Source organism: Streptomyces sp. WAC03905 (assembly GCF_057371075.1).
Genome location: NZ_JBXYDZ010000003.1, coordinates 1419185 through 1439994 on the forward strand (window position 1 = coordinate 1419185; position 20810 = coordinate 1439994).

Here is a 20810-nt window from a genome sequence, read left to right on the forward strand (position 1 = left end):
CCGTACGGACGGCGTCAGAAGCGTTCCCGCGGCGGACGCGTGACGGCCGAATGGCGATCGTGTGACAGCGGGGGCCATGGACATGACCTGAGCGCCCAGGGGTGAATACGGTCGAGCGACGACCTTGAACCGAGCTGTCTCCCCTACCACTTGGAGTCATTCGTGCACCGCAAAGTCATCGTCCCGAGCGTGCTCGCCGCTTCCCTCCTGCTGGTGATCCCGGCGTCGGCGGCGAGTTCCGGTCCGGGCGCCCCGGGTATCGGCGATCCCTACTACCCGGCCAGCGGCAATGGCGGATACGACGTGTCGCACTACGACCTGCGCCTGAAGTACCAGCCGACGACGGACCTGCTCGAAGGCACCGCGACCCTGATCGCCACCGCCAAGCAGGACCTGTCCCGCTTCAACCTCGACTTCGGCCTCCAGGTCAGCGAGATCCGGGTCAACGGCGCCAAGGCTGAGTTCGCCACCTCCGGCGCCCACGAGCTGGAGGTGACCCCCGCGAAGCCGCTGGCCCGCAACACCCCGCTGACCGTGGTCGTCCGTTACGCCGGCAAGCCGTCCGAGCTGAAGGTCGACGGCTGGACGGCCTGGCAGCGCACCCCGGACGGCGGCGTGGCGGCGCAGGAGCCCGACTCCGCGGTGTGGTGGTTCCCGAGCAACGACCACCCGCTGGACAAGGCCACCTTCGACGTCTCGGTCAACGTGCCGGACGGCACCCAGGCCATCAGCAACGGCGTGCTCCAGTCGCAGACCTCGCGGCTCGGCTGGACCCGGTACAACTGGCGCTCCGACAAGCCGCAGGCGACCTACCTGGCCACGCTCGCCGTGGGGAAGTTCGACATCACCACGGACAGGACGGCGAGCGGGCTGCCGATCGTCAACGCCTACAGCAAGGACCTCGGCGTCAACGCGGGGGCGGCGCGCGCGAGCGTGGAGCGGACCGGCGAGGTCACGGAGTGGCTGGAGGGCGTCTTCGGACCGTACCCCTTCAACGCGCTGGGCGGCTACGTACCGAACGTGAACGCCGGCTACGCACTGGAGACCCAGACGCGGCCGTTCTACGGTCCGCGGCAGTTCCAGAACGGCGCGAACGTCTCGGTGGTCGTGCACGAGCTGGCCCACCAGTGGTACGGCGACAGCGTGTCCGTGGAGGGCTGGAAGGACATCTGGATCAACGAGGGCTTCGCCCGCTACAGCCAGTGGCTGTGGTCGGAGAAGGAGGGCGAGGGCACCGCCCGGGAGCTCGCCGACTGGGCGTACTCCCTGCGCCCGGCCGAGGACGCCTTCTGGCAGGTCAAGCCGGGTGACCCCGGTCCGGAGAACCAGTTCCACGGGGCCGTCTACGACCGCGGCGCGATCGCCCTGCAGGCGCTGCGGAACGAGATCGGCGACGAGAAGTTCTTCCAGATCCTCAAGGGCTGGCCGACCGAGCGGGCCTACGGCAACGCCGAGGTCGGGGACTTCGTGCGGTATGCGGAGAAGGTCTCCCGCAAGCCGCTGGCCCAGCTGTTCGAGACCTGGCTCTACACCCCGGGCAAGCCCGACGCGTCGGCGCTGAACCCGGCCGCGGCCGGGCCCCGGGCCCGCTCGGCGCAGCCGTCCGCCCCGGCGAAGCCCGCGGTGGAGCCGAAGTCGTGGAAGAAGATCGCGGAGACGAACACCGTGCACGACCACTGACGGTCGCGGCCGCGGGAGCGGTGCCCGGCCCCCGGCCTCGTCGGGGGCCGTCGTGGGGGCCGGGGGCCGTCGTGGGGGTCGTCGTGGGGGTCGTCAGCGGCGCCCCGCGTGCCATGCGGCGCGCGCCCGGTAGGCGATCGGCAGGTAGCGCAGCCGCTCCGGCAGCAGGGGGACGACCAGGCGGACGACCGTGCTGAAGCGCCGCAGCCGGCGTTCCTGCGCCGGGCTCCACTCCAGTCCGATCGCGGCCCGCGCCTCGGGCGGCATGTACCCGGCGGTGACGAAGGCCCGCAGGCGCAGGAAGGCCGCCCGCAGGGCGGGCCAGGCCGCCCGCAGCAGCAGCCGCACGAGGAGCGGGCCGCCCTCGGGCCGGGGCAGCGGCACGTCGGTGGCGACCAGCTCGCGGGCGACCTCGGTGGGCCCGATCTCCTCGGCCAGCATCCGGCCCCAGTAGGTCCAGTACTCCTCGATGGTCTGCGGCATGTCGCGGTCGCGCAGGCCGAGGATCCGGCCGACCTGGAGCCACTCCCGGTAGAGCTGCTGCTCCTGGGCGGGGGTGAAGCGGCGCAGCAGGTAGCGCCCGGCGTAGAGGTAGACGGGGAAGCCGGTCGCGTGCACCCAGGCGTAGCAGGCGGGGTCGAGGGAGTGGTAGCGGCGGCCGCGGGTGTCGGTGCCCTGGATGTCCTTGTGCAGGCGGCGGACCCGGCGGCCCTCCTCGGCCGCGTCCGCGCCCCCGTACACCCACAGCTGCACGGAGCGCAGGGAGCGCTCGCCGCGCCCCCAGGGGTCGGTGCGGAAGACGGAGTACTCGTCGACGCCGGCCGCGATGGCCGGGTGCGCGACCTGCATCGTGAAGGCGGCGGGCAGCATCAGCAGCGCGCGGACGTCGCCGGCGATGGTCCACAGCACACCGCCCGGCGGGGGCGGCGCGGGGTCGGTGCGGCGCGTGGCCGCAGGTCCGGCGGGGTGCGCCGAGTCCGTCTTCGTCATACGACAAGTATGCGAGCACCGGACGGCCGTCTCACGGACAGAAAGTCTCTGCACGGGTGTTACCCAGAGGTAACTGCTGCTGCTTGTATGACGGCGTCGATCTTCCCCCGCAGGAATGACGGAGACCTTCATGCTGCTTTCCACGACCCGCTCGCGCCGCGCCGCCGCCACGGCCGTCGCCGCGGTCGCCGCAGGCGCACTGGCCACCACCACCGCGCCCGCCGCCACGGCCGCGGAGAACGCCGCCGCGCCGCGGCTCAGCGTCCTGTCGTACAACGTGTTCCTGATGAGCAAGAACCTCTACCCGAACTGGGGCCAGGACCACCGGGCCGCGGAGATCCCCAAGGCGTCCTTCTACCGGGGCCACGACGTGGTCGTGCTCCAGGAGGCCTTCGACAACAGCTCCTCCGACGCGCTGAAGGCGAACTCGGCCGCGCAGTACCCGTACCAGACCCCGGTCGTCGGCCGCAGCAGGAGCGGCTGGGACGCCACGGGCGGCGCCTACTCCTCCACCACCCCGGAGGACGGCGGCGTGACGATCCTCAGCAAGTGGCCGATCGTCCGGAAGGAGCAGGTCGTCTACAAGGACGCCTGCGGCGCCGACTGGTGGTCCAACAAGGGCTTCGCCTACGTCGTCCTGAACGTGAACGGCGCCAAGGTGCACGTGGTCGGCACGCACGCGCAGTCCACCGACCCGGGCTGCGGCGCGGGCGAGGCCGCGGAGATGCGGGCCCGTCAGTTCCGCGCGGTGGACGCCTTCCTGGACGGCAAGAACATCCCGGCGAGCGAGCAGGTCATCGTGGCGGGCGACCTCAACGTGGACTCGCGCACCCCCGAGTACGCGAGCCTGCTCGCCAACGCCGACCTGGCCGACTCCGACAGCCGCACGGGGCACCCGTACTCCTTCGACACCGCACTGAACTCCATAGCGAAGTACCGCTATCCGACGGATCCGCGCGAGGACCTGGACTACGTCCTCCACCGCAAGGGCCACGCCCGCCCGGCGGGCTGGGAGAACAACGTGGTGAAGGAGGAGTCGGCACCCTGGACGGTCTCCAGCTGGGGCACCTCCTACACCTACACCAACCTCAGCGACCACTATCCCGTAAGGGGGTACGTCGCCCCGTAAGGCGACCAGACGAACTCAGCTGGAAACGGGCTCCGCGTCGGGCACCTCATCCGCCGGAGCCCACACCGGCACCACCCGCACAGTCTTCTCGCGCAGATCTCCACCCGCCGAATCAGCGACGCCAGAACCATGCGCTTCGACAGCACGCTGATCGTGTCCCACTCCTCCAGCAACCCGCGCACCACATCCTTGAACGGCGACGGGCCCGCAGGCGCCGCCTCCGCGGCCGGCAGGACGTCCAGCAGGTGCGAGTAGTGCGGCGGTTTCTGGCAGCGCCCGGGGTCATCGCACTCCCTGAACTGGGGCGTTGCGATGATCACTAGAAGCCAAGCTTCGGGAGGGGGCGCTTTCGTACGTCCCGGCCCACGTACGCTGACGCCATGACGATTCGCGCTGTGGTGTTCGATGTCGGTGAGTGCCTGGTCGACGAGACCCGGGAGTACGGGTCATGGGCCGATTGGCTCGGCGTCCCGCGACACACCTTCGCCGCGATGTTCGGGGCGGTCATCGCGCAGGGGCGCGACTACCGCGAGGTGTTCCAACCGTTCAAGCCCGGGTTCGACCTCACCTCCGAGCGAGAGGCGCGCGCGGCCGCAGGGAAGCCGGAGTGGTTCGGGGAGGACGACCTCTACCCGGACGTCCGGCCCGCGCTCGCGCAACTCCGCGCCGACGGTCTGTGGCTCGCGATCGCCGGGAATCAGACTGTACGGGCGGGCGACCTGCTCCGGGACCTGTTCACCAAGGACGTCGACCTGATCGGCACCTCGGACGACTGGGGCGCCTCGAAGCCAGACCCCGCGTTCTTCGAGCGGGTCGCCGCAGTCGTCCCGGCCGCCCCGGACGAGATCCTGTACGTGGGCGACCGCGTCGACAACGACCTCCGCCCCGGCGCTGCCGCGGGCATGCACACCGCGCTCATCCGCCGGGGCCCGTGGGCCACGATCCAGTGGGACACCCCCGAGGCGCGGGAGCTGCCGACGTTCCGCATCGACAGCCTCGCCGAGCTGTCCCCCCTGATCGCCGAGTTCAACAAGCAAGCGCGCTGACCACGGCACCCCAGCCGTAGAGCCGGTCGTCGAGGTCGCGGACGTACTGCTCGTGCTCCCACGGGCCGAGCGCGCGCCGCACCTCGCGGACCCGCTCCAGGCCGGTCGCGTACCAGTGGACCTCCAGCAGCTCCAGCGCGCGCAGCGCGTACCCTGCCGCGGCCTCCGGCTGTCCGGCCGCTGCTTCGACCGCGCCGAGGTCGCCGAGGATGACGGTGCGCTGCTTGTCGTCGTCCGCGGTGAGCCCGTCGAGGGCACCGAGGAGGGTCTCCCGGGCCTGCGGCAGATGCCCAGCCCGCAGTTGCGTGTTGCCCTTGAACGCGGCCAGCCTGATGGCCGAGAACCAGTCCATCCACTCCGGGACGGGTCGCTCTGTGTCGTCGACGACGGTCTCGCCGTGCGCGATCAGGTTCAGCGCGGCCCGGGTGTCGCCGCACAGCGTGGCGCACTCGGCCTCGACCGCGTCGAGCCACGCCACGAAGTACCCGGGCGCCTGGGCGCGACGGGTGTACGTGCGGGCCGCGGTCATGCGCTCGGTCGCGGCCTCGCGCTGGCCGGTCCACCCGGGGATGAACGCCATGTGGGCAAGGACTGCGGCGCCGAGGAGCGCGTCGTCAGCCTCGCCGGCTGCTTGCAGGGCGCGGACCCAGGTGTCCCTCGCGCGGTCGGGTTCGCGGAGGTCGAAGAACTCGATGCGGCCGGCGATAAGGTAGGACTCGGCGAGGGCTGCGGCGAGGGTCTGCCGTGTCTGCCCGGCGGTGGCGTCGAGGAGCTGTCCGCCGAGGGTGGCGTGTGCGGCGACGGCCGGGTGGAGGGTGGCTGGTGCGACGGTCCAGTACAGGCGGCGGTGGGCGCGGGTGACGGCTAGGAAGTCGGCCGCAGCGGTGGCGGGCTGCCGGACGTTGGGGGTGCGGAGCGGGCCGCGGTTGGCCGGTGCGAGGAGGCTGGGTGCCACCTGCGGTCCGGTGCCGGTTGGCACGTTGAAGCCGAGTTCGTCGAGGGGTCGGCCGAGGAGGTCGACGAGGGCCTGGCGGACGTCGGACTGCGGGAGCGGCGGGTTGTCCGCCTCGTAGCGGCGGACCTGGCGCAGGCCGATGTGGATGCCCCGGGCGGCGAGCGCGTTGGCGAGGTCCTGCTGGGTGCGGTAGCCGGCGGCTTGGCGGGCCGCGCGGAGGCGGGCGTTGCCGGTGGGCTGGGTCATTCCAACTCCCTTGGTGGGTACGGATGCTAGCCCACTGTCGCAGGACGTCCTCTCGTCCGCCAGCATTCACCGGTTCGAGCGCACAGAAGTCCCCTGATGGGACATCAAGAGTCCGCTTGCAGGTCCTCCCTGTAGGACTTCTGTAGGTCCATTGTGTCTGCCACACCCGCTGACGACGGTAGGGAGCACGGGCATGGCCAGCGCGCACAGCAACCCCGCGACGGGGAGTACGGTCCCTCACGCGCTGCTGCACCAGCAGGTCCACGATCCAGTCTCGAAACGCGTGGGCCAGCTGATGGACGTCATCGAGCAGACCGCCGGCATCGTCGACGGCGAGCACCTCTACGTTGACGTGGCGTACGTCCGGGGTGCGGACGGCCGCGAGTTCACCGCGGACCCGGCCACCCTGGAGCGGGCGTGAACGCCCGCCAGCAGCCCGTCCGCTGCCCGAAGTGCGGGGCGACGCCGGTTCCCGGCGGCGGCCCCGAGGGCGGCGCCACGATCCACAAGAAGGGCTGCCCCGCGGGCGGCCGCACCGGGATCCGCTGATCCCGCTACAACCCGCTCCGGCGCCCGTTGCGCGCCAGGCGGGTCCCGCACCATCGGAACTCATCACCGAGGAGCACACCATGACCGCTGCATGCGCCACCGGCCCGCAGAAGCCGCCGCCGCCCCGCACCCTTCTCACCGACGCCCAGTTCAACGACGTCCGCGCCACCATCCTCGACGACAACCCGGACGTGGAGCCCGAGATGGCTACGCGACTCCTCGTCGAGGCCCTCAAGTTCGTCGTCGCGGCGTCCCGCTTCCCGTCGGTGCGGATCGCCCCGACCCGTGAGGTCGATGCCGGCTGGCACGCCCTGATCCTGTACACACACCTGTACGCAACGCTGTGCAGCCGCCTCGGCCGGACCGTCCACCACTACCCGGAGCGGCCGGACGCGTCCCGGCACGCCCCTGAGGTTCTGACCCGCACCATGGCGCTGATCGAGCAGGCCGGGTACACGCCGGACGCCGAGCTGTGGGTGGGGCCGGACCGCTCGCTCGTCACGGTGGCCGCGAACTGTAGCCACACCCCGGTGCCGGGCGGCTGCGGTCCGATCAACCCGGGGAACTGTGCGACCCACGGTGGCGGCGGGGAATAGGCTCGGCGGCCCGTACGGCAGAGAGGCGAGGACATGAGCACGGACACAGCCTTCGAGGTGCATGCTGCAATGCGTCAACTCGGCATCGCGGGGACCGTCACCCCGGTGACGCCGAACGATCCGGAGAGCACGTGGGTCGTCCTCGACGCAGACGGCCGTGACGTCACGAGGGATGTCCTTGCCCGGGTCGCCGCAGCACGCGCCCAGCGGCCCGGGCGCGGGTTCGTCGTCGCGCGCTGATCTGCGACCGCCCCGGCCGGCAAACCCCCCGTCGGCCGGGGCTACTCCTCGGGGTCGAGCCGCACGAGTTCCGAGAGGTCGACGCCCAGTACGTCGGCGATGACGATGAGTGTGTCGAGTCTCGCTGAGGCATGTCCGCGCTCGATCCGGTTGAGCGTCTACCGGTCGATGCCTGCCCGTAACGCGAGGTCCTCCTGGGTCAGCTTCGCTGCCCGCCGGGCCTCGCGCATGGCGTCGCCGACCTGTCGTCTGCGGGTGATCACCCACTCTGTGGGTCGGTCCGGTGGCACCGTTCAACGGTCGCCAGCCCGTGATCATTTGCCCGTACCACATACCGTACTTTTTGGCGGGAATGAAGTTGGGAGATATCCGACCACTACCCACTGATCGACCGCTGACCACCCCCGTCCCCGCCGGTGGGAGGAACACCGCCCAGCGGCGGGGGCGTGCGGGTCACTGTGCGGCGGCGTACGGCTCCTCGTACAGGGCGTCGATCAGCGCGCCGTACTTGTCGCGGACGACGCGGCGGCGCAGTTTGAGGGAGGGGGTGAGCTCGCCCGTCTCCGGGCCCCACTCCTCCGTGAGCAGCCGGTAGCGCTTGATCTGCTCGGTGCGGTTGAGCCGCGCGTTGGCCGCCTCGACCGCGCGGGCGATCTCCTCCCGGACGGCCGGGTGCTCGGCGAGCGCGGCGGGGGTGGCGGCCTCGATGCCCCGGGCGGCCGCCCAGACGGGGGCCAGCTCGGTGTCCAGGACGAGCAGGGCGACGAGGTAGGAGCGGCCGTCGCCGTGCACCAGCGCCTGGCCGATCAGGGGGTGCTCCTTGACCGTGTTCTCCACCAGGGCGGGCGAGACGTTCTTCCCGTTGGACGTGATGATCAGTTCCTTCTTGCGGTCGGTGATCCAGAGGAAGCCGTCCTCGTCGATCCGGCCGACGTCCCCCGTGGGGAACCAGCCCTCCGGGTCGGTGGCGCTCTCCACCGTGCCGTCCGGCCGCAGGTAGCCGCCGAAGACGGTCGCCCCGCGGGTGAGGACCTCCCCGTCCTCGGCGATCCTCAGCTCCACCCCCTCGATCGGGCGGCCCACCGAGCCCAGCCGGAAGCCGTCGGCGCTGTTGAGGGTGCACACCCCGGCCGTCTCGGTGAGCCCCCACGCGTCCATGATCGTGATGCCCCAGCCGGCCCAGAAGCGGACGACGTCGAGGGGCATCGGCGCGGTGGCGCTGGCCGTCCAGGCGAGCCGGTCCATGCCCGCGAGCTGCAGCAACGGGTCCAGGGTCCGTTCCTTCGCCGAGGCGTACGAGGCTTCGAGCGCGGCGGGCACCTCCTCCCCCCGCTCGTGGTGGCCGGCCCGGGCGCGGGCGAGGTCGTTGGCGGCCTCGATGGCGCCGCGCTGGTCCGCGGGGAGCTGCGCGAGGACGGCGCGGACGGAGGCGGCGAGCTTCTCCCACACCCGGGGCACCCCGAAGAACTGCACCGGGCGCAGTTCGCGGACGGCGGCCGACACGGCGGTGGGGTCGGCGCACAGCATGACGTGCGAGGCCCTGAGCAGGGGCAGGTAGATGCCGAGGACCCGTTCGGCGATGTGCGCGAACGGCAGGTAGCAGATGTGCTCGGCGTGCTCGGGCAGGTCCACGCCGCGGTCGAGGCGGACCGCCTGGAGGATCAGGTTGCGGTGGGTCAGGCGCACGCCCTTGGGGTCGCCGGTGGTGCCCGAGGTGTAGACGACGGTGAGCGGGTCCTCGGGACGGGTCTCCTGCCAGGCCTTGTCGAAGGCGTCGGCGCGGTGGATCCGGGCCCCGCTCGCGCACAGGGAGGCGTACGTGCCGTGCCGGCCGGCGTCGGCGGCCTCGGCGACGACGAGGCGCTCCAGGGGGACGTCGGCGGCGTCCAGCAGCGGCTCCCACCGGCCGAGTTCGCGGGCCCCCTCGACGACGGCGACCCGCGCCCGGCTGTGGCGGGCGATGTGTGCGATCTGCTCGGGCGCGGAGGTCCCGTACACGGTGACGGGCACGGCGCCGAGGTGGAAGAGGGCGAGGTCGCTGAGCCAGTGCTCGGGGCGGTTGCCCATCATCAGCAGGACGTGCTCGCCGCGCTCGACGCCGAGTGCGGTGTAGCCGGCGGCGAGCACGGCGACCTTCTCGCGGACCTCGCTCCAGGTGAGGGTCGTCCAGCCGGGCGCGTCGGGGCCGGTCCGCCAGGAAAGGGCGGGGAGGTCCCCGTGCTCGGTGGCGTTGCGGGCCAGCAGGGCGGAGAAGGTGATCTCTTCGGGTCGTCCGGGCAGTCGCAGGTTCGTGGTCATGGGCAGCTCCTGGCCGTTTCACATCGTTGGTGCGACAGCAATACTGTTGAACCCAAGCTGTGGAGCAGAGAGCGAGGCGCAGACGATGGCCGACCAGGCACCCGAGCCGATGCTCACCGTCGACGAGCTGGCGGCCAGGGCGGGGGTCACCGTGCGCACGGTACGGTTCTACAGCACCCGCGGGCTTTTGCCCCCTCCCGTGATCGGACCTCGTCGGGTGGGGCACTACGGGCCGGAGCACCTGTCGCGGCTGGCCCTGATCGAGGAACTCCAGCACCAGGGCATGACCCTGTCCGCCATCGAGCGGTACCTGGAGGCGCTGCCCGACGACCTGAGCGCGCACGACCTCGCGATCCACCGGGCGATGGTGGCCAGTTGGGCTCCGGACGCGGCCCGGGAGGTGTCGCGGGAGGAGCTGGAGAAGCGGGCGGGGCGGGCCCTGTCGGACGCCGACGTGCGGCGGCTCACGGCGATGAACGTGCTGGCCGCCTCGGGCGACGGGTTCCGGGTGGACGTGGGCCTGCTGCGGCTCGGGGTCGCCCTGCTCGACGTACCGATCGCGCACGAGACGATCCTGGCGGCGCGCAGGGTGCTGGTGGAGCACACCCGGTCGGCGGCGCACGAGCTGACGGCGCTGTTCCGGGACGAGGTGTGGGGGCCGTTCACGCAGGGCGAGCGCGATCCGGAGCGGGTGGAGTCGATGAAGGCGCTGTCGGCGCACATGCAGCCGATGGTGGTGCAGGCGCTGGTCACGGCCTTCCAGCGGTCGCTGCGGGAGGAACTGCGGGCGGCGTTCGTGTCGGAGCCCGGCTGACGGGCAGCGGGCCGGCCGCGCCGCGGAGTGGACGCCCCGGGCCCGCTCGCGGCGGACCGGGGCGTCCGTCCGTGCTCAGTCGGCGTACGTCTCGCCGCGCTCGGCCTTCTCCACGAGGGAGGCCGGAGGGGTGAACCGCTCGCCGTACGTCCCGGCGAGCTCACGGGCGCGGGCGACGAAGCCGGCGAGGCCGCCCTCGTACCCGTTGATGTACTGGATCACGCCGCCGGTCCAGGCCGGGAAGCCGATGCCCATGATGGAGCCGATGTTGGCGTCGGCGGCCGAGGTGAGGACGCCCTCGTCGAGGCAGCGGACGGTGTCCAGGGCCTCGGAGAAGAGCATGCGCTCCTTCAGGTCCTCGAAGGGCACCTCGTGACCCGGCTTGGCGAAGTGCTCGCGCAGGCCCGGCCAGATGCGGGTGCGCCTGCCCGTCTCGTCGTACTCGTAGAAGCCGGCGCCCCCGCTGCGGCCGGGGCGGCCGAACTCGTCGACCATCCGGTCGATGACGGCGTCGGCGGGGTGCTCGGTCCACGTCCGGCCCTCCGCCTCGAAGGCCTTGCGACTCTCGTTGCGGATCTTGCGCGGCAGGGTGAGGGTGAGTTCGTCCATCAGGGAGAGCACCTTGGCCGGGTAGCCGGCCTGGGCGGCGGCCTGCTCGATCGAGGCGGGCTCGACGCCCTCGCCGACCATCGCCACGCCCTCGTTGATGAACTGGCCGATGACGCGCGAGGTGAAGAAGCCGCGCGAGTCGTTGACCACGATCGGGGTCTTGTTGATCTGGCGTACCAGGTCGAAGGCGCGGGCGATGGCCTCGTCGCCGGTCCGCGCCCCCTTGATGATCTCGACGAGCGGCATCTTGTCGACGGGCGAGAAGAAGTGCAGCCCGATGAAGTCGGCGGGCCGCTTCACGCCCTCGGCGAGGCCGGTGATGGGCAGGGTCGAGGTGTTGGAGCACAGGAGCGCGTCGGGCGCGACGACGTCCTGGATCTCCTGGAACACCTTGTGCTTCAGGGCGGTGTCCTCGAAGACGGCCTCGATGACGGCGTCGCAGCCCGCCAGGTCGGTGACGTCGGCGGTCGGGGTGATCCGGGCGAGCAGCTCCGCGCGCTTCGCCTCGGTGGTCCGGCCGCGCGACAGCGCCTTGTCGAGGAGCTTCTCGGAGTACGCCTTGCCCTTCGCGGCGGCCTCGGCGGTGACGTCCTTGAGGACCACCTCGATGCCGGCGCGGGCGCAGGAGTAGGCGATGCCGGCGCCCATCATGCCGGCGCCGAGGACGGCGACCTTGCGGACCTGCCGCGGCTCGACCCCCTGGGGGCGGCTGCGGCCGGCGTTGACGGCCTGGAGGTCGAAGAAGAACGCCTGGATCATGTTCTTGGCGGTCTGCCCGGTGACCAGCTCGGTGAAGTAGCGGGCCTCGATGGTCAGGGCGGTCTCGAAGTCCACCTGGGAGCCCTCGACGGCGCAGGCCAGGATGTTGCGCGGCGCCGGGTACGGGGCGCCGTTCAGCTGCTTCTTGAGGTTGGCCGGGAAGGCCGGGAGGTTGGCGGCGAAGCGCGGGTTGGACGGCGTGCCGCCGGGGATCTTGTAGCCGGGTACGTCCCAGGGCTGCTGCGACTCGGGGTGGGCGTCGATGAAGGCGCGGGCCTTGTCGAGCATCTCCTCGGGCGTGGCGGCCAGTTCGTGCACGAGCCCGTTGTCGAGGGCCCGCTGGGGTGTGTACTGGGTGCCCTGGAGCAGCACCTTGAGCAGCGCGTCGGCGATGCCCATGAGGCGTACGGTGCGGGTGACGCCGCCGCCCGCCGGGAGGAGGCCGAGGGTGACCTCGGGCAGGCCGATCTTGGAGCCGGGGGCGTCGAGGGCGACGCGGTGGTGACAGGCCAGGGCGATCTCGTAACCGCCGCCCAGGGCCGCGCCGTTGATGGCGGCGACGACGGGCTTGCCGAGGGTCTCGATGCGGCGCAGCGACCGCTTGATCTCGGTGCCGGTGTCGAAGGCGAGCTGCGCGTGCTCGGGGCGCAGCCGGATCATGTCCTTGAGGTCGCCGCCGGCGAAGAAGGTCTTCTTCGCGGAGGTGTAGATGATGCCGCGGATGGAGTCCTTCTCGGCCTCGGCGCGGTCGGCGACGGCCGCGATGGAGTCCTTGAAGGCCTGGTTCATCGTGTTGGCGGACTGGCCCGGGTCGTCCAGGACCAGGGTGACGACGCCGGTCTCGTCCTGTTCCCAGCGGATCGTGGTGGACTCGCTCATGTTCGCTACTTCCGTGTCGGAGGGGTCGGGGGGTACAGGACGGGTCAGAGGCGTTCGACGATGGTGGCGACGCCCATCCCGCCGCCGACGCAGAGGGTGACGAGTCCGTAGCGCTTGTCCTGGCGCTCCAGCTCGTCGACGATCGTGCCGAGGATCATCGCGCCGGTGGCGCCGAGCGGGTGGCCCAGGGCGATGGCGCCGCCGTTGACGTTGACCTTGTCGAGGGAGAGACCCATGTCCTTGACGAAGCGCAGGACGACGCCGGCGAAGGCCTCGTTGATCTCGACGAGGTCGATGTCGTCGATGGTGAGCCCGGCCTTGGCGAGGGCCTTGCGGGTGGCCGGGGCGGGGCCGGTGAGCATGATGGTGGGCTCGGAGCCGGAGACGGCCGCCGAGACGATCCGGGCGCGCGGCGCGAGTCCGTTGCGCTCCCCCGCCTCGCGGGAGCCGATGGCGACGAGGGACGCCCCGTCGACGATGCCCGAGGAGTTGCCCGCGTGGTGCACGTGGTCGATCTTCTCGATCCAGTGGTACTTCTGCAGGGCGACGGCGTCGAAGCCGCCGAGCTCGCCGATGTCGGCGAAGGACGGCTTCAGCTTGGCGAGGGTGTCGGCGGTGGTGCCGGGGCGGACGAACTCGTCGTGGTCCAGGACGACGAGGCCGTTGCGGTCGGTGACCGGGACGACGGACTTCGCGAAGCGGCCGTCCTTGATCGCGGCGGCGGCGCGCTCCTGGGAGAGGGCCGCGTACTCGTCGACGTCGCGGCGGGAGAAGCCCTCGATGGTGGCGATCAGGTCGGCGCCGATGCCCTGCGGGACGAAGCCGGTGTCCCAGTTGGTCATCGGGTCGGCGAACCAGGCGCCGCCGTCCGAGGCCATCGGTACGCGGGACATGGACTCCACGCCGCCCGCCAGGACCAGGTCCTCCCAGCCGGAACGGACCTTCGCGGCGGCCAGGTTGACGGCTTCCAGACCGGAGGCACAGAACCGGTTCTCCTGTACGCCGGCGACCGTGTCGGGGAGGCCCGCCGCGATCGCGGCGATCCGGGCGATGTCGGATCCCTGGTCGCCGACCGGGCCGACGACGCCGAGCACGATGTCGTCGATGGTGGCGGGGTCCAGGCCGGGGTTGCGCTCGCGCAGGGCGTCGATGAGTCCGACGACGAGGTCGATCGGCTTGGTGCCGTGCAGGGAGCCATTGGCCTTGCCGCGGCCGCGCGGGGTGCGGATCGCGTCGTATACGTAAGCTTCGGTGCTCACTGGTCAAGCCTTTCGGTGTGCTGGAAGGTCCTGGGAAGGTCCTCGGCGGGGCTGCGGGTGGGAGGGGGGTCAGCTGAGGAGGGACCGGCCGATGATCTCCTTCATGATCTCGGTCGTGCCGCCGTAGATCGTCTGGATCCGGCCGTCGGTGAAGGCCCGCGCCACCCGGTACTCGGTCATGTAGCCGTAGCCGCCGTGGAGTTGCAGGCACCGGTCCGCGACGCGCTTCTGCAGCTCGGTGGCCCACCACTTGGCCATCGAGGCGTGCACGTGGTCCAGCTCGCCGTTGGAGTGGTCGGTGATGCAGCGGTCGAGGAAGGTGCGGGTGACGGCGACCTCGGTGGCCATCTCCGCGATCTCGAACCGGATGTGCTGGAGCTTGGAGAGCGGGCGCCCGAAGGCCTCGCGCTCCTTCACGTACCGCGTGGTGATCTCCAGCAGGTGCTCGGCCGCGGCGATCCCGGCCATCGCGATGCCCATGCGCTCCTGCGCCAGATTGGTCATCAGGTGGACGAAGGCGCCGTTGAGTTCGCCGAGCAGGTTCTCCTTGGGGACGCGGACGTCGTGGAAGAACAGCTCGGCGGTGTCCTGCGCCTTCTGGCCGATCTTGTCGAGGTTGCGGCCGCGCTCGAACCCCTCCGCGCCGCGCTCGACGACCAGCAGGGACAGGCCGTGCGCCCCGCCCTCGGGGGTGGTCCTGGCGACGACGATCACCAGGTCGGCGAGGATGCCGTTGGAGATGAAGGTCTTGGAACCGTTCAGCACCCAGTGGTCGCCGCGGTCCTCGGCGGTGGTCCGGATGCCCTGGAGGTCGGAGCCCGCGCCCGGCTCGGTCATCGCGATGGCGGTGATGGTCTCGCCGGAGCAGAAGCCGGGCAGCCAGCGCCGCTTCTGCTCCTCGGTGGCGAGCGAGGTCAGGTACGGCCCGATGATGTCGTTGTGCAGGCCGATCGCCAGTCCGGGGGCGCCCGCCCGGGTGAACTCCTCCGCGATGACGGCGGCGTAGCGGAAGTCGGTGTTCCCGCCGCCCCCGTACTCCTCCGGGACGGCGAGTCCGAGCAGCCCCTGACGGCCTGCGGCCCGCCACGCCTCACGGCTGACGATGCCGTCCTCCTCCCACTGCTCGTAGTGCGGCAGCACCTCCTTGGTGAGGAAGGTGCAGACTGTCTCGCGGAACGCCTCGTGGTCGGCGTCGAAGATGCGGCGTTGCATCGGGCCCCCTAGAGCCAGCTCTTGACGGTTTCGATCAGCTTGGCCGGGTCGGGGCCGACCGGTGTGACGTTGAGCATGGTGACGCCCGCCGCGCGGAAGGCCTCGACCCGCTCGCGTACGTAGCCCTCGGGCCCGCACAGGGTCATCAGCTCGCAGAACTCGTCCGGGACGGCCGCCGCGGCGTCGCGCTTGCGCCCGGCGAGGTACAGCTCCTGGATCCGGCGGGCCTCTTCCCCGTACCCGTAGGCGACGGCCAGGTCGTTGTAGAAGTTCTTGCCGACCGCCCCCATCCCGCCCACGTACAGCGCGATCTGCGGCCGTGCGCGGTCCCGTACGGCGGCCGCGTCGTCGCCGATGGCGAGCAGGCCGCCCGCGACGGTCTGCAGCGGGCCGAGCTGCGGCGACCGCTCGGCCGCGCCCGCGGCGAGCGGGCCGCCCCATACCGCCGCGGCCTTCTCGGGGATGAAGAGGGTGGGCAGCCAGCCGTCCGCGATCTCGGCGGTCAGCCGCACGTTGGCCGGGCCGAGGGAGGCGATGTACACCGGGACGTCGGGGCGGACCGGGCGGGTGAGGATCTTCAGCGGCTTGCCGAGCCCGGTGCCGTGCTCCGGTGGCAGCGGCATGTCCGTGATGCCGTGGTGGTCGATCGTCTCGCGGCGCCAGATGCGCCGGCACAGCTCGACGGTCTCGCGGGTGCGGCCGAGGGGCTTGTCGTACGGCTTGCCGTGCCAGCCCTCGACGACCTGCGGGCCGGAGGCGCCGAGGCCGAGGAGCGCCCGGCCGCCCGAGAGGGCGTCCAGTCCGGCGGCGGTCTGCGCGATGAGGCCCGGGGTGCGCGAGTAGACGTTCATGATCGCCGAGCCGATCTTCAGCCGCTCGGTGCGGGCGGCGAGGTAGCCCATGATCGTCGGGGAGTCGAATCCCCAGGCCTCGGCCACCCACACGGCGTCGAGTCCGGCGGACTCCAGCGCGGCGGCCTCGTCGGCGGCCCGGCGCGGGTCCCCCGCGTAGTCGAGCATCATCGACAGTTCCATAGGTCAGGCGTCCTTTCCGAGCAGGGCCGGTACGTCCCAGTCGGCGGCCACCGACTCGGTGTGGGCGCCCGGCAGGGCCGGGCCGCCGGTGACGGACGCCGGGGTCGCGGAGAACCGCGGGGCGGGTGCGGGCTGCACGATCCCGCCGGAGTCGGTGAAGGTCCCCCGGGCGGCGAGGTGGGGGTGGCCGGGGGCCTCGCGCAGGGACAGCACGGGCGCCACGCAGGCGTCGGTCCCCTCGAACACCGCCGTCCACTCCTCGCGGGTACGGGTGCGGAAGCGGGCCGCGACGGCCTCGCGCAGCTGGCCCCAGCGGCCGACGTCCTTGCGGGCCGGAGCCCGGTCCGCGATGCCGAGGAGCTCCACGAAGGTGTCGTAGAACTGCTGTTCCAGCGCTCCGACCGCCATGTGTCCGCCGTCGGCGGTCTCGTAGGTGCCGTAGAAGGGGCAGCCTCCGTCGAGGAGGTTCGCGCCGCGGCGGTCCTGCCAGCCGCCCGCCGCCATCATTCCGTGGATCATGGCGGTGAGGTGGGCGGTGCCGTCGACGATGGCCGCGTCGACGACCTGGCCGGTGCCGGTGGCCCGGGCGTGCTGGAGGGCGGCGAGGACGCCGATCACCAGGTAGAGCGAGCCGCCCGCGTAGTCCCCGACGAGGTTGGCGGGGACCGCCGGGGGCTCTCCCGGGCTGCCGATCATGCCGAGGGCGCCGGTGACGGCGATGTAGGCGATGTCGTGGCCCGCGGTGTGCGCGAGCGGGCCCTCCTGGCCCCAGCCGGTCATCCGCCCGTAGACGAGGCGCGGGTTGCGGGCGTGGCACTCGGCCGGGCCGACGCCGAGCCGCTCGGCGACCCCGGGACGGAAGCCCTCGACGAGGACGTCGGCGCGCTCGACGAGGTCCAGGACGCGGGCGGGCCCGTCGGCGGACTTGAGGTCGACCAGGACGGAGCGCTTGCCGCGGTTGGTGATGTCGTAGGCGGGGTCGACGGCGAGTCCGCCGCCGCCGGGCCGGTCCACCCGTACGACGTCCGCCCCCAGGTCGGCGAGGAGCATGGCGGCGAAGGGGCCCGGGCCGATGCCGGCCAGCTCGACGACGCGCACTCCGGCGAGCGGGCCGCGGCCGGCGGCCGTCCCCGTCCCGTTGCCTGTCACTGCCATCGAGCCCCCAGCGTCTGTGGTGTGGGTGGTGCGGGTGGTGTGCCTCGTGTGCCTGGCGTGCGACTGTGTGACACAACTGATGTAACACCGGTGATGCTAGGAACGTGTTCCACCGAGCACAAGCCCCCTGGCCGGGCTCCGGCGGGATCGGCCGGCTTTGGCGGATCCGGCGCCTCGGGACGGCGCCGGGACCCGGGTGCCACCCCCCTGATGGATCGCTCCGGGACTCTGTACTCTGAACTCGCTTTCGAGCTGATCAAGCGTTCAATCAGATAAATGGGGGACCGGTGCGTCGTCGCCGTCTTGTAATCTCCGCTGCCGCCATCGCGGCGGGCGTTGGTCTCATCCCGGGCGTGGCCCACGCCGACCCGGCCAAGCCGGACGCGCGTGGTACCACCAAGCCGGATCTGGAGCTGGGCAAGGACGCCAAGGCCAAGGGCCACACGTTCACCAGCCCCGCGGACCGCTCGGTCCGCACCGCCGCCCCGGCCGCGAAGACCGGTGCGGCCGCCGCTCCGCAGGCCCAGGCCGCGGCCGGCAACCCGACCCTCGCGGTCGGCCTGACGGCCTACGGCACCACCGCGCACGGGACCGAGGTGGAAACCGCCGTCACCAGCGCGGACACCGCGCTCAAGGTCACGATCGAGTGGGGCGACGGCAAGAAGGACGTCTTCGACGCCTACGGCTCCGACAGCCGGACCACGGCCCACGTCTACGCCGAGGTCGGCTCGTACAAGGTCAAGGTCACCGTGGCCGACGCCGCGAACAACGTCTCGGCCGTCAACGAGGTCACGTTCGTCACCGACGGCTCGGACTTCACCCCCTACGCCCCGACCCGTCTGCTGGACACCCGCAACGGGACCGGCGCGCCGCTGGGCATGGTCCAGCCGTACAGCTCGACCCGCGTGAAGATCGGCGGCAACGGCGCGATCCCGGCCGGCGTCACCGCCGTGGTCCTCAACGTCACCGTCACCAACACCTCCACCGACGGCCACATCACCGCCTTCCCCGAGGGCACCCAGCGTCCGACCACGTCGAACGTCAACTACAAGGCCGGTCAGACCGTTCCGAACCTGGTCATCGTGCCGGTCGGCAAGAACGGCTACGTGGAGATAGCCAACCGCGGCGGCGCGCCGGTCGACCTGATCGCCGACGTCACCGGCTACTTCTCCAAGACCGAGTCCAGCGGTTACACGCCGGTCACCCCCTCCCGGTTCGTCGACACCCGCGAGGGCCTCGGCACGGCGAAGGGCCAGCTCGGCGGCCGCAAGACCTTCTCCACCCAGATCAGCGGCCTGCGCGGGGTGCCCCAGGGCATCAGCGCCGTCGCGCTGAACGTGACGGTCACCAACCCGAGGGAAGCCGGCCACCTGTCGGTCTTCCCGGGCGGCGGCGCCACCCCGACCGCGTCGAACCTGAACTTCACCGCGGGCCAGACGGTCGCCAACTCGGTGATCGTCCCCGTGGGCCAGGACGGCAGGATCAGCGTCTTCAACGGCGCCTGGGCGGGCACCGACGTCGTCGTCGACGTCGTCGGCTACTACAGCAAGGACAGCGCGAGCGCCTTCCTGCCGCTCTCGCCGGAGCGCCTGGTCGACACCCGTGACCCCAACGACCCGGTCTACGGGAAGCTCTGGGGCCAGAACTACATCTACATGCCCATGTCCTACGACGACCCGAGCATCACGGGCTTCGTGCTGAACTCCACGGTCACCAATGCGGAGGGCGACGGGTACCTCACGGTCACCCCGGACCCCAACACGATCGACGACTACATCAACGAGTCGGCGCTCTGGCCGACGCCGCCGAACTCCTCCAACCTGAACTGGAAGAAGGGCGACACCGTCCCGAACCTGGTCCAGGCGAGCACCGGCGGCAACGGCATCATCGACCTCTGGAACCGCGGCTGGGACGACGTCGACCTGATCGTCGACCTCTTCGGCCTCTACCAGCAGGGCTGATCCACCGGCAGGTGAACCGCACGGCGCCCCGGGCGCGGCCGCACGGCCGCGCCCGGGGCGCCGTCGTCGTCGGCGGACGTCCCGGCACGCGCCGGCCACCTGCCCGCGCGGACGGCGGGGTCCCGCGCTAGCCTCGGCCACCGACACCCACTCGGAGGAGCTCTCATGAACGCAGGGGTCCCGCAGGACCGACCGGAACGCCCCTACGACGTCGTCCTCTTCGGCGCCACCGGGTTCGTCGGCGCCCTGACCGCCGAGTACCTGGCCGAGCACGCGCCCGCCGGCTGCCGCTGGGCCCTCGCCGGCCGGGACCCGGCGAAGCTGGAGCGGCTGCGCGAGCGGCTGGCGGCCATCGACCCCGCGTGCGCGACCCTGCCGCTGCTGCGGGCCGACGCCGAGGACGCCGCGGCCGTACGCGAACTGGCCGCGTCCACCCGGGTGCTGGCCACGACCGTGGGCCCGTACGTCTGGTACGGGGCCGCGCTCGTGGCCGCCTGCACCGAGGCGGGCACCGACTACGTGGACCTCACCGGCGAGCCGGAGTTCGTGGACCGGATGTACGTGGAGCACGACGCGCGGGCCCGCGAGACCGGTGCCCGGCTGGTGCACGCCTGCGGCTTCGACTCGATCCCGGCCGACCTCGGCGCGTACTTCACGGTCCGGCAGCTGCCCGAGGGCGTCCCGCTGACGGTCGACGGGTTCATGCGGTCCAACGCCTTCTTCTCCGGCGGGACCCTGGCCTCGGCGCTGACCGCGCTGGGCCGCGGCCCGCAGACCCTGTCGGCCGGGCGCGCCCGCCGCCTGCACGAGCCGCGGCTGCTGGGGCGCCGGGCCCGCGGGCCGCTGGGCGTGCCGCGGTTCAGCCGCGAGACCGGCACGTGGGCCCTGCCGCTGCCGTCGCTGGACCCGCGGATCGTGGCGCGGTCGGCGGCCGCGCTGGAGCGCTACGGCCCGGACTTCCGCTACCGGCACTACGCCTCCGTCAAGCACCTGCCCGTCGCGGTGGGCGGTACGGCGGCGGTGGGCGCGACGGCCGTCCTGGCGCAGGTCCCGCCGGCCCGGCGGTGGCTGATGAACCGCTGGGAACCGGGCCGGGGACCGGACGCGGAGCGGCGCGCGCGCAGCTGGTTCACCGTGCGGTTCGTGGGTGAGGGCGGCGGCCGGCGCGTGCTCACCGAGGTGTCGGGCGGCGACCCCGGCTACGGGGAGACCGCGAAGATGCTCGCGGAGTCGGCGCTCTGCCTCGCCCACGACGCCCTGCCGGAAGCGGCCGGCCAGGTCACGACGGCCGTGGCGATGGGCGACGCCCTGACCCACCGCCTCCAGAAGGCGGGGATCACCTTCCGGGTGGCGGACGCCCGCTGACGGGCCGACGGGGCTGACGGGCCGACGGGCTGAC

The 20810-nt window shown here is 72.0% G+C and carries 19 protein-coding genes; 10 read left to right on the forward strand and 9 right to left on the reverse strand.

The window, feature by feature from the left end:
* The first annotated feature begins 162 nt into the window (after positions 1 to 162).
* On the forward strand, positions 163 to 1680 hold the full coding sequence (locus AC2RP6_RS09105; RefSeq protein ID WP_486445743.1) for a M1 family metallopeptidase: 1518 nt from the start codon (positions 163 to 165) through the stop codon (positions 1678 to 1680).
* Positions 1681 to 1773: 93 nt separating this feature from the next.
* Here the strand turns inward: AC2RP6_RS09105 and AC2RP6_RS09110 are convergent, their stop codons facing one another.
* Positions 1774 to 2670: an oxygenase MpaB family protein gene (locus AC2RP6_RS09110; protein WP_486445744.1), complete on the reverse strand. Its 897-nt coding sequence runs from the start codon at positions 2668 to 2670 to the stop codon at positions 1774 to 1776.
* A 130-nt stretch (positions 2671 to 2800) separates the two neighbouring features.
* Here AC2RP6_RS09110 and sph point away from each other — a divergent pair, with 130 nt between their 5' ends.
* Both sph and AC2RP6_RS09120 read left to right on the forward strand, forming a co-directional pair.
* Positions 2801 to 3799 carry a sphingomyelin phosphodiesterase gene (sph, locus tag AC2RP6_RS09115; RefSeq protein ID WP_486445745.1) on the forward strand — a complete coding sequence of 333 codons (999 nt, stop codon included), beginning with the start codon at positions 2801 to 2803 and terminating at the stop codon, positions 3797 to 3799.
* A gap of 380 nt (positions 3800 to 4179) precedes the next feature.
* Positions 4180 to 4845 carry an HAD family hydrolase gene (locus tag AC2RP6_RS09120; RefSeq protein WP_486445746.1) on the forward strand — a complete coding sequence of 222 codons (666 nt, stop codon included), beginning with the start codon at positions 4180 to 4182 and terminating at the stop codon, positions 4843 to 4845.
* Here the strand turns inward: AC2RP6_RS09120 and AC2RP6_RS09125 are convergent.
* A complete protein-coding gene (locus AC2RP6_RS09125; protein WP_486445747.1) occupies positions 4826 to 6046 on the reverse strand; it encodes an NsdA family TPR-like regulatory protein in 1221 nt (406 codons plus the stop codon). The two genes, AC2RP6_RS09120 and AC2RP6_RS09125, sit on opposite strands and share 20 nt — an antisense overlap.
* A gap of 193 nt (positions 6047 to 6239) precedes the next feature.
* On the opposite strand from AC2RP6_RS09125, the gene AC2RP6_RS09130 reads away from it, so the two are divergent.
* From AC2RP6_RS09130 to AC2RP6_RS09145, 4 genes are all read left to right on the forward strand, one after another.
* Entirely contained in the window at positions 6240 to 6467 is a 228-nt protein-coding gene (locus tag AC2RP6_RS09130) for a hypothetical protein (protein WP_486445748.1), read from the forward strand.
* Positions 6464 to 6595 (forward strand): hypothetical protein, encoded by a 132-nt coding sequence (locus tag AC2RP6_RS09135; RefSeq protein WP_486445749.1) that lies wholly within the window; start codon positions 6464 to 6466, stop codon positions 6593 to 6595. The genes AC2RP6_RS09130 and AC2RP6_RS09135 overlap by 4 nt, the downstream gene beginning before the upstream one ends.
* An 80-nt stretch (positions 6596 to 6675) precedes the next feature.
* Positions 6676 to 7191: a glycine-rich domain-containing protein gene (locus AC2RP6_RS09140; RefSeq protein ID WP_486445750.1), complete on the forward strand. Its 516-nt coding sequence runs from the start codon at positions 6676 to 6678 to the stop codon at positions 7189 to 7191.
* 33 nt (positions 7192 to 7224) lie between these two features.
* A complete protein-coding gene (locus AC2RP6_RS09145) occupies positions 7225 to 7431 on the forward strand; it encodes a hypothetical protein (protein WP_486445751.1) in 207 nt (68 codons plus the stop codon).
* Between the two features lie 41 nt (positions 7432 to 7472).
* On the opposite strand, the gene AC2RP6_RS09150 is transcribed toward AC2RP6_RS09145, so the two are convergent.
* Positions 7473 to 7577: a hypothetical protein gene (locus AC2RP6_RS09150; protein ID WP_486450268.1), complete on the reverse strand. Its 105-nt coding sequence runs from the start codon at positions 7575 to 7577 to the stop codon at positions 7473 to 7475.
* A gap of 307 nt (positions 7578 to 7884) precedes the next feature.
* Positions 7885 to 9729 carry an AMP-dependent synthetase/ligase gene (locus AC2RP6_RS09155; protein ID WP_486445752.1) on the reverse strand — a complete coding sequence of 615 codons (1845 nt, stop codon included), beginning with the start codon at positions 9727 to 9729 and terminating at the stop codon, positions 7885 to 7887.
* An 85-nt stretch (positions 9730 to 9814) separates the two neighbouring features.
* Between AC2RP6_RS09155 and AC2RP6_RS09160 the strand changes: the two genes are divergently transcribed.
* On the forward strand, positions 9815 to 10543 hold the full coding sequence (locus AC2RP6_RS09160) for a MerR family transcriptional regulator (RefSeq protein ID WP_486445753.1): 729 nt from the start codon (positions 9815 to 9817) through the stop codon (positions 10541 to 10543).
* A gap of 75 nt (positions 10544 to 10618) precedes the next feature.
* Here the strand turns inward: AC2RP6_RS09160 and AC2RP6_RS09165 are convergent, their stop codons facing one another.
* The 5 genes from AC2RP6_RS09165 to AC2RP6_RS09185 all read right to left on the reverse strand — a co-directional run bounded on the left by AC2RP6_RS09165 (position 10619) and on the right by AC2RP6_RS09185 (position 17450).
* Entirely contained in the window at positions 10619 to 12790 is a 2172-nt protein-coding gene (locus tag AC2RP6_RS09165; protein WP_486445754.1) for a 3-hydroxyacyl-CoA dehydrogenase NAD-binding domain-containing protein, read from the reverse strand.
* A 44-nt stretch (positions 12791 to 12834) separates the two neighbouring features.
* Entirely contained in the window at positions 12835 to 14049 is a 1215-nt protein-coding gene (locus AC2RP6_RS09170) for an acetyl-CoA C-acetyltransferase (RefSeq protein WP_030965214.1), read from the reverse strand.
* A gap of 69 nt (positions 14050 to 14118) precedes the next feature.
* Positions 14119 to 15261 carry an acyl-CoA dehydrogenase family protein gene (locus tag AC2RP6_RS09175; RefSeq protein ID WP_486445755.1) on the reverse strand — a complete coding sequence of 381 codons (1143 nt, stop codon included), beginning with the start codon at positions 15259 to 15261 and terminating at the stop codon, positions 14119 to 14121.
* 8 nt (positions 15262 to 15269) lie between these two features.
* Positions 15270 to 16295 (reverse strand): LLM class F420-dependent oxidoreductase, encoded by a 1026-nt coding sequence (locus AC2RP6_RS09180; RefSeq protein ID WP_486445756.1) that lies wholly within the window; start codon positions 16293 to 16295, stop codon positions 15270 to 15272.
* 3 nt (positions 16296 to 16298) lie between these two features.
* Positions 16299 to 17450 (reverse strand): CaiB/BaiF CoA transferase family protein, encoded by a 1152-nt coding sequence (locus AC2RP6_RS09185; protein WP_486445757.1) that lies wholly within the window; start codon positions 17448 to 17450, stop codon positions 16299 to 16301.
* A gap of 353 nt (positions 17451 to 17803) precedes the next feature.
* Here AC2RP6_RS09185 and AC2RP6_RS09190 point away from each other — a divergent pair, with 353 nt between their 5' ends.
* Both AC2RP6_RS09190 and AC2RP6_RS09195 read left to right on the forward strand, forming a co-directional pair.
* Positions 17804 to 19411 carry a PKD domain-containing protein gene (locus AC2RP6_RS09190; RefSeq protein ID WP_486445758.1) on the forward strand — a complete coding sequence of 536 codons (1608 nt, stop codon included), beginning with the start codon at positions 17804 to 17806 and terminating at the stop codon, positions 19409 to 19411.
* A gap of 165 nt (positions 19412 to 19576) precedes the next feature.
* Positions 19577 to 20776 carry a saccharopine dehydrogenase family protein gene (locus AC2RP6_RS09195; protein ID WP_486445759.1) on the forward strand — a complete coding sequence of 400 codons (1200 nt, stop codon included), beginning with the start codon at positions 19577 to 19579 and terminating at the stop codon, positions 20774 to 20776.
* Positions 20777 to 20810 lie beyond the last annotated feature (34 nt).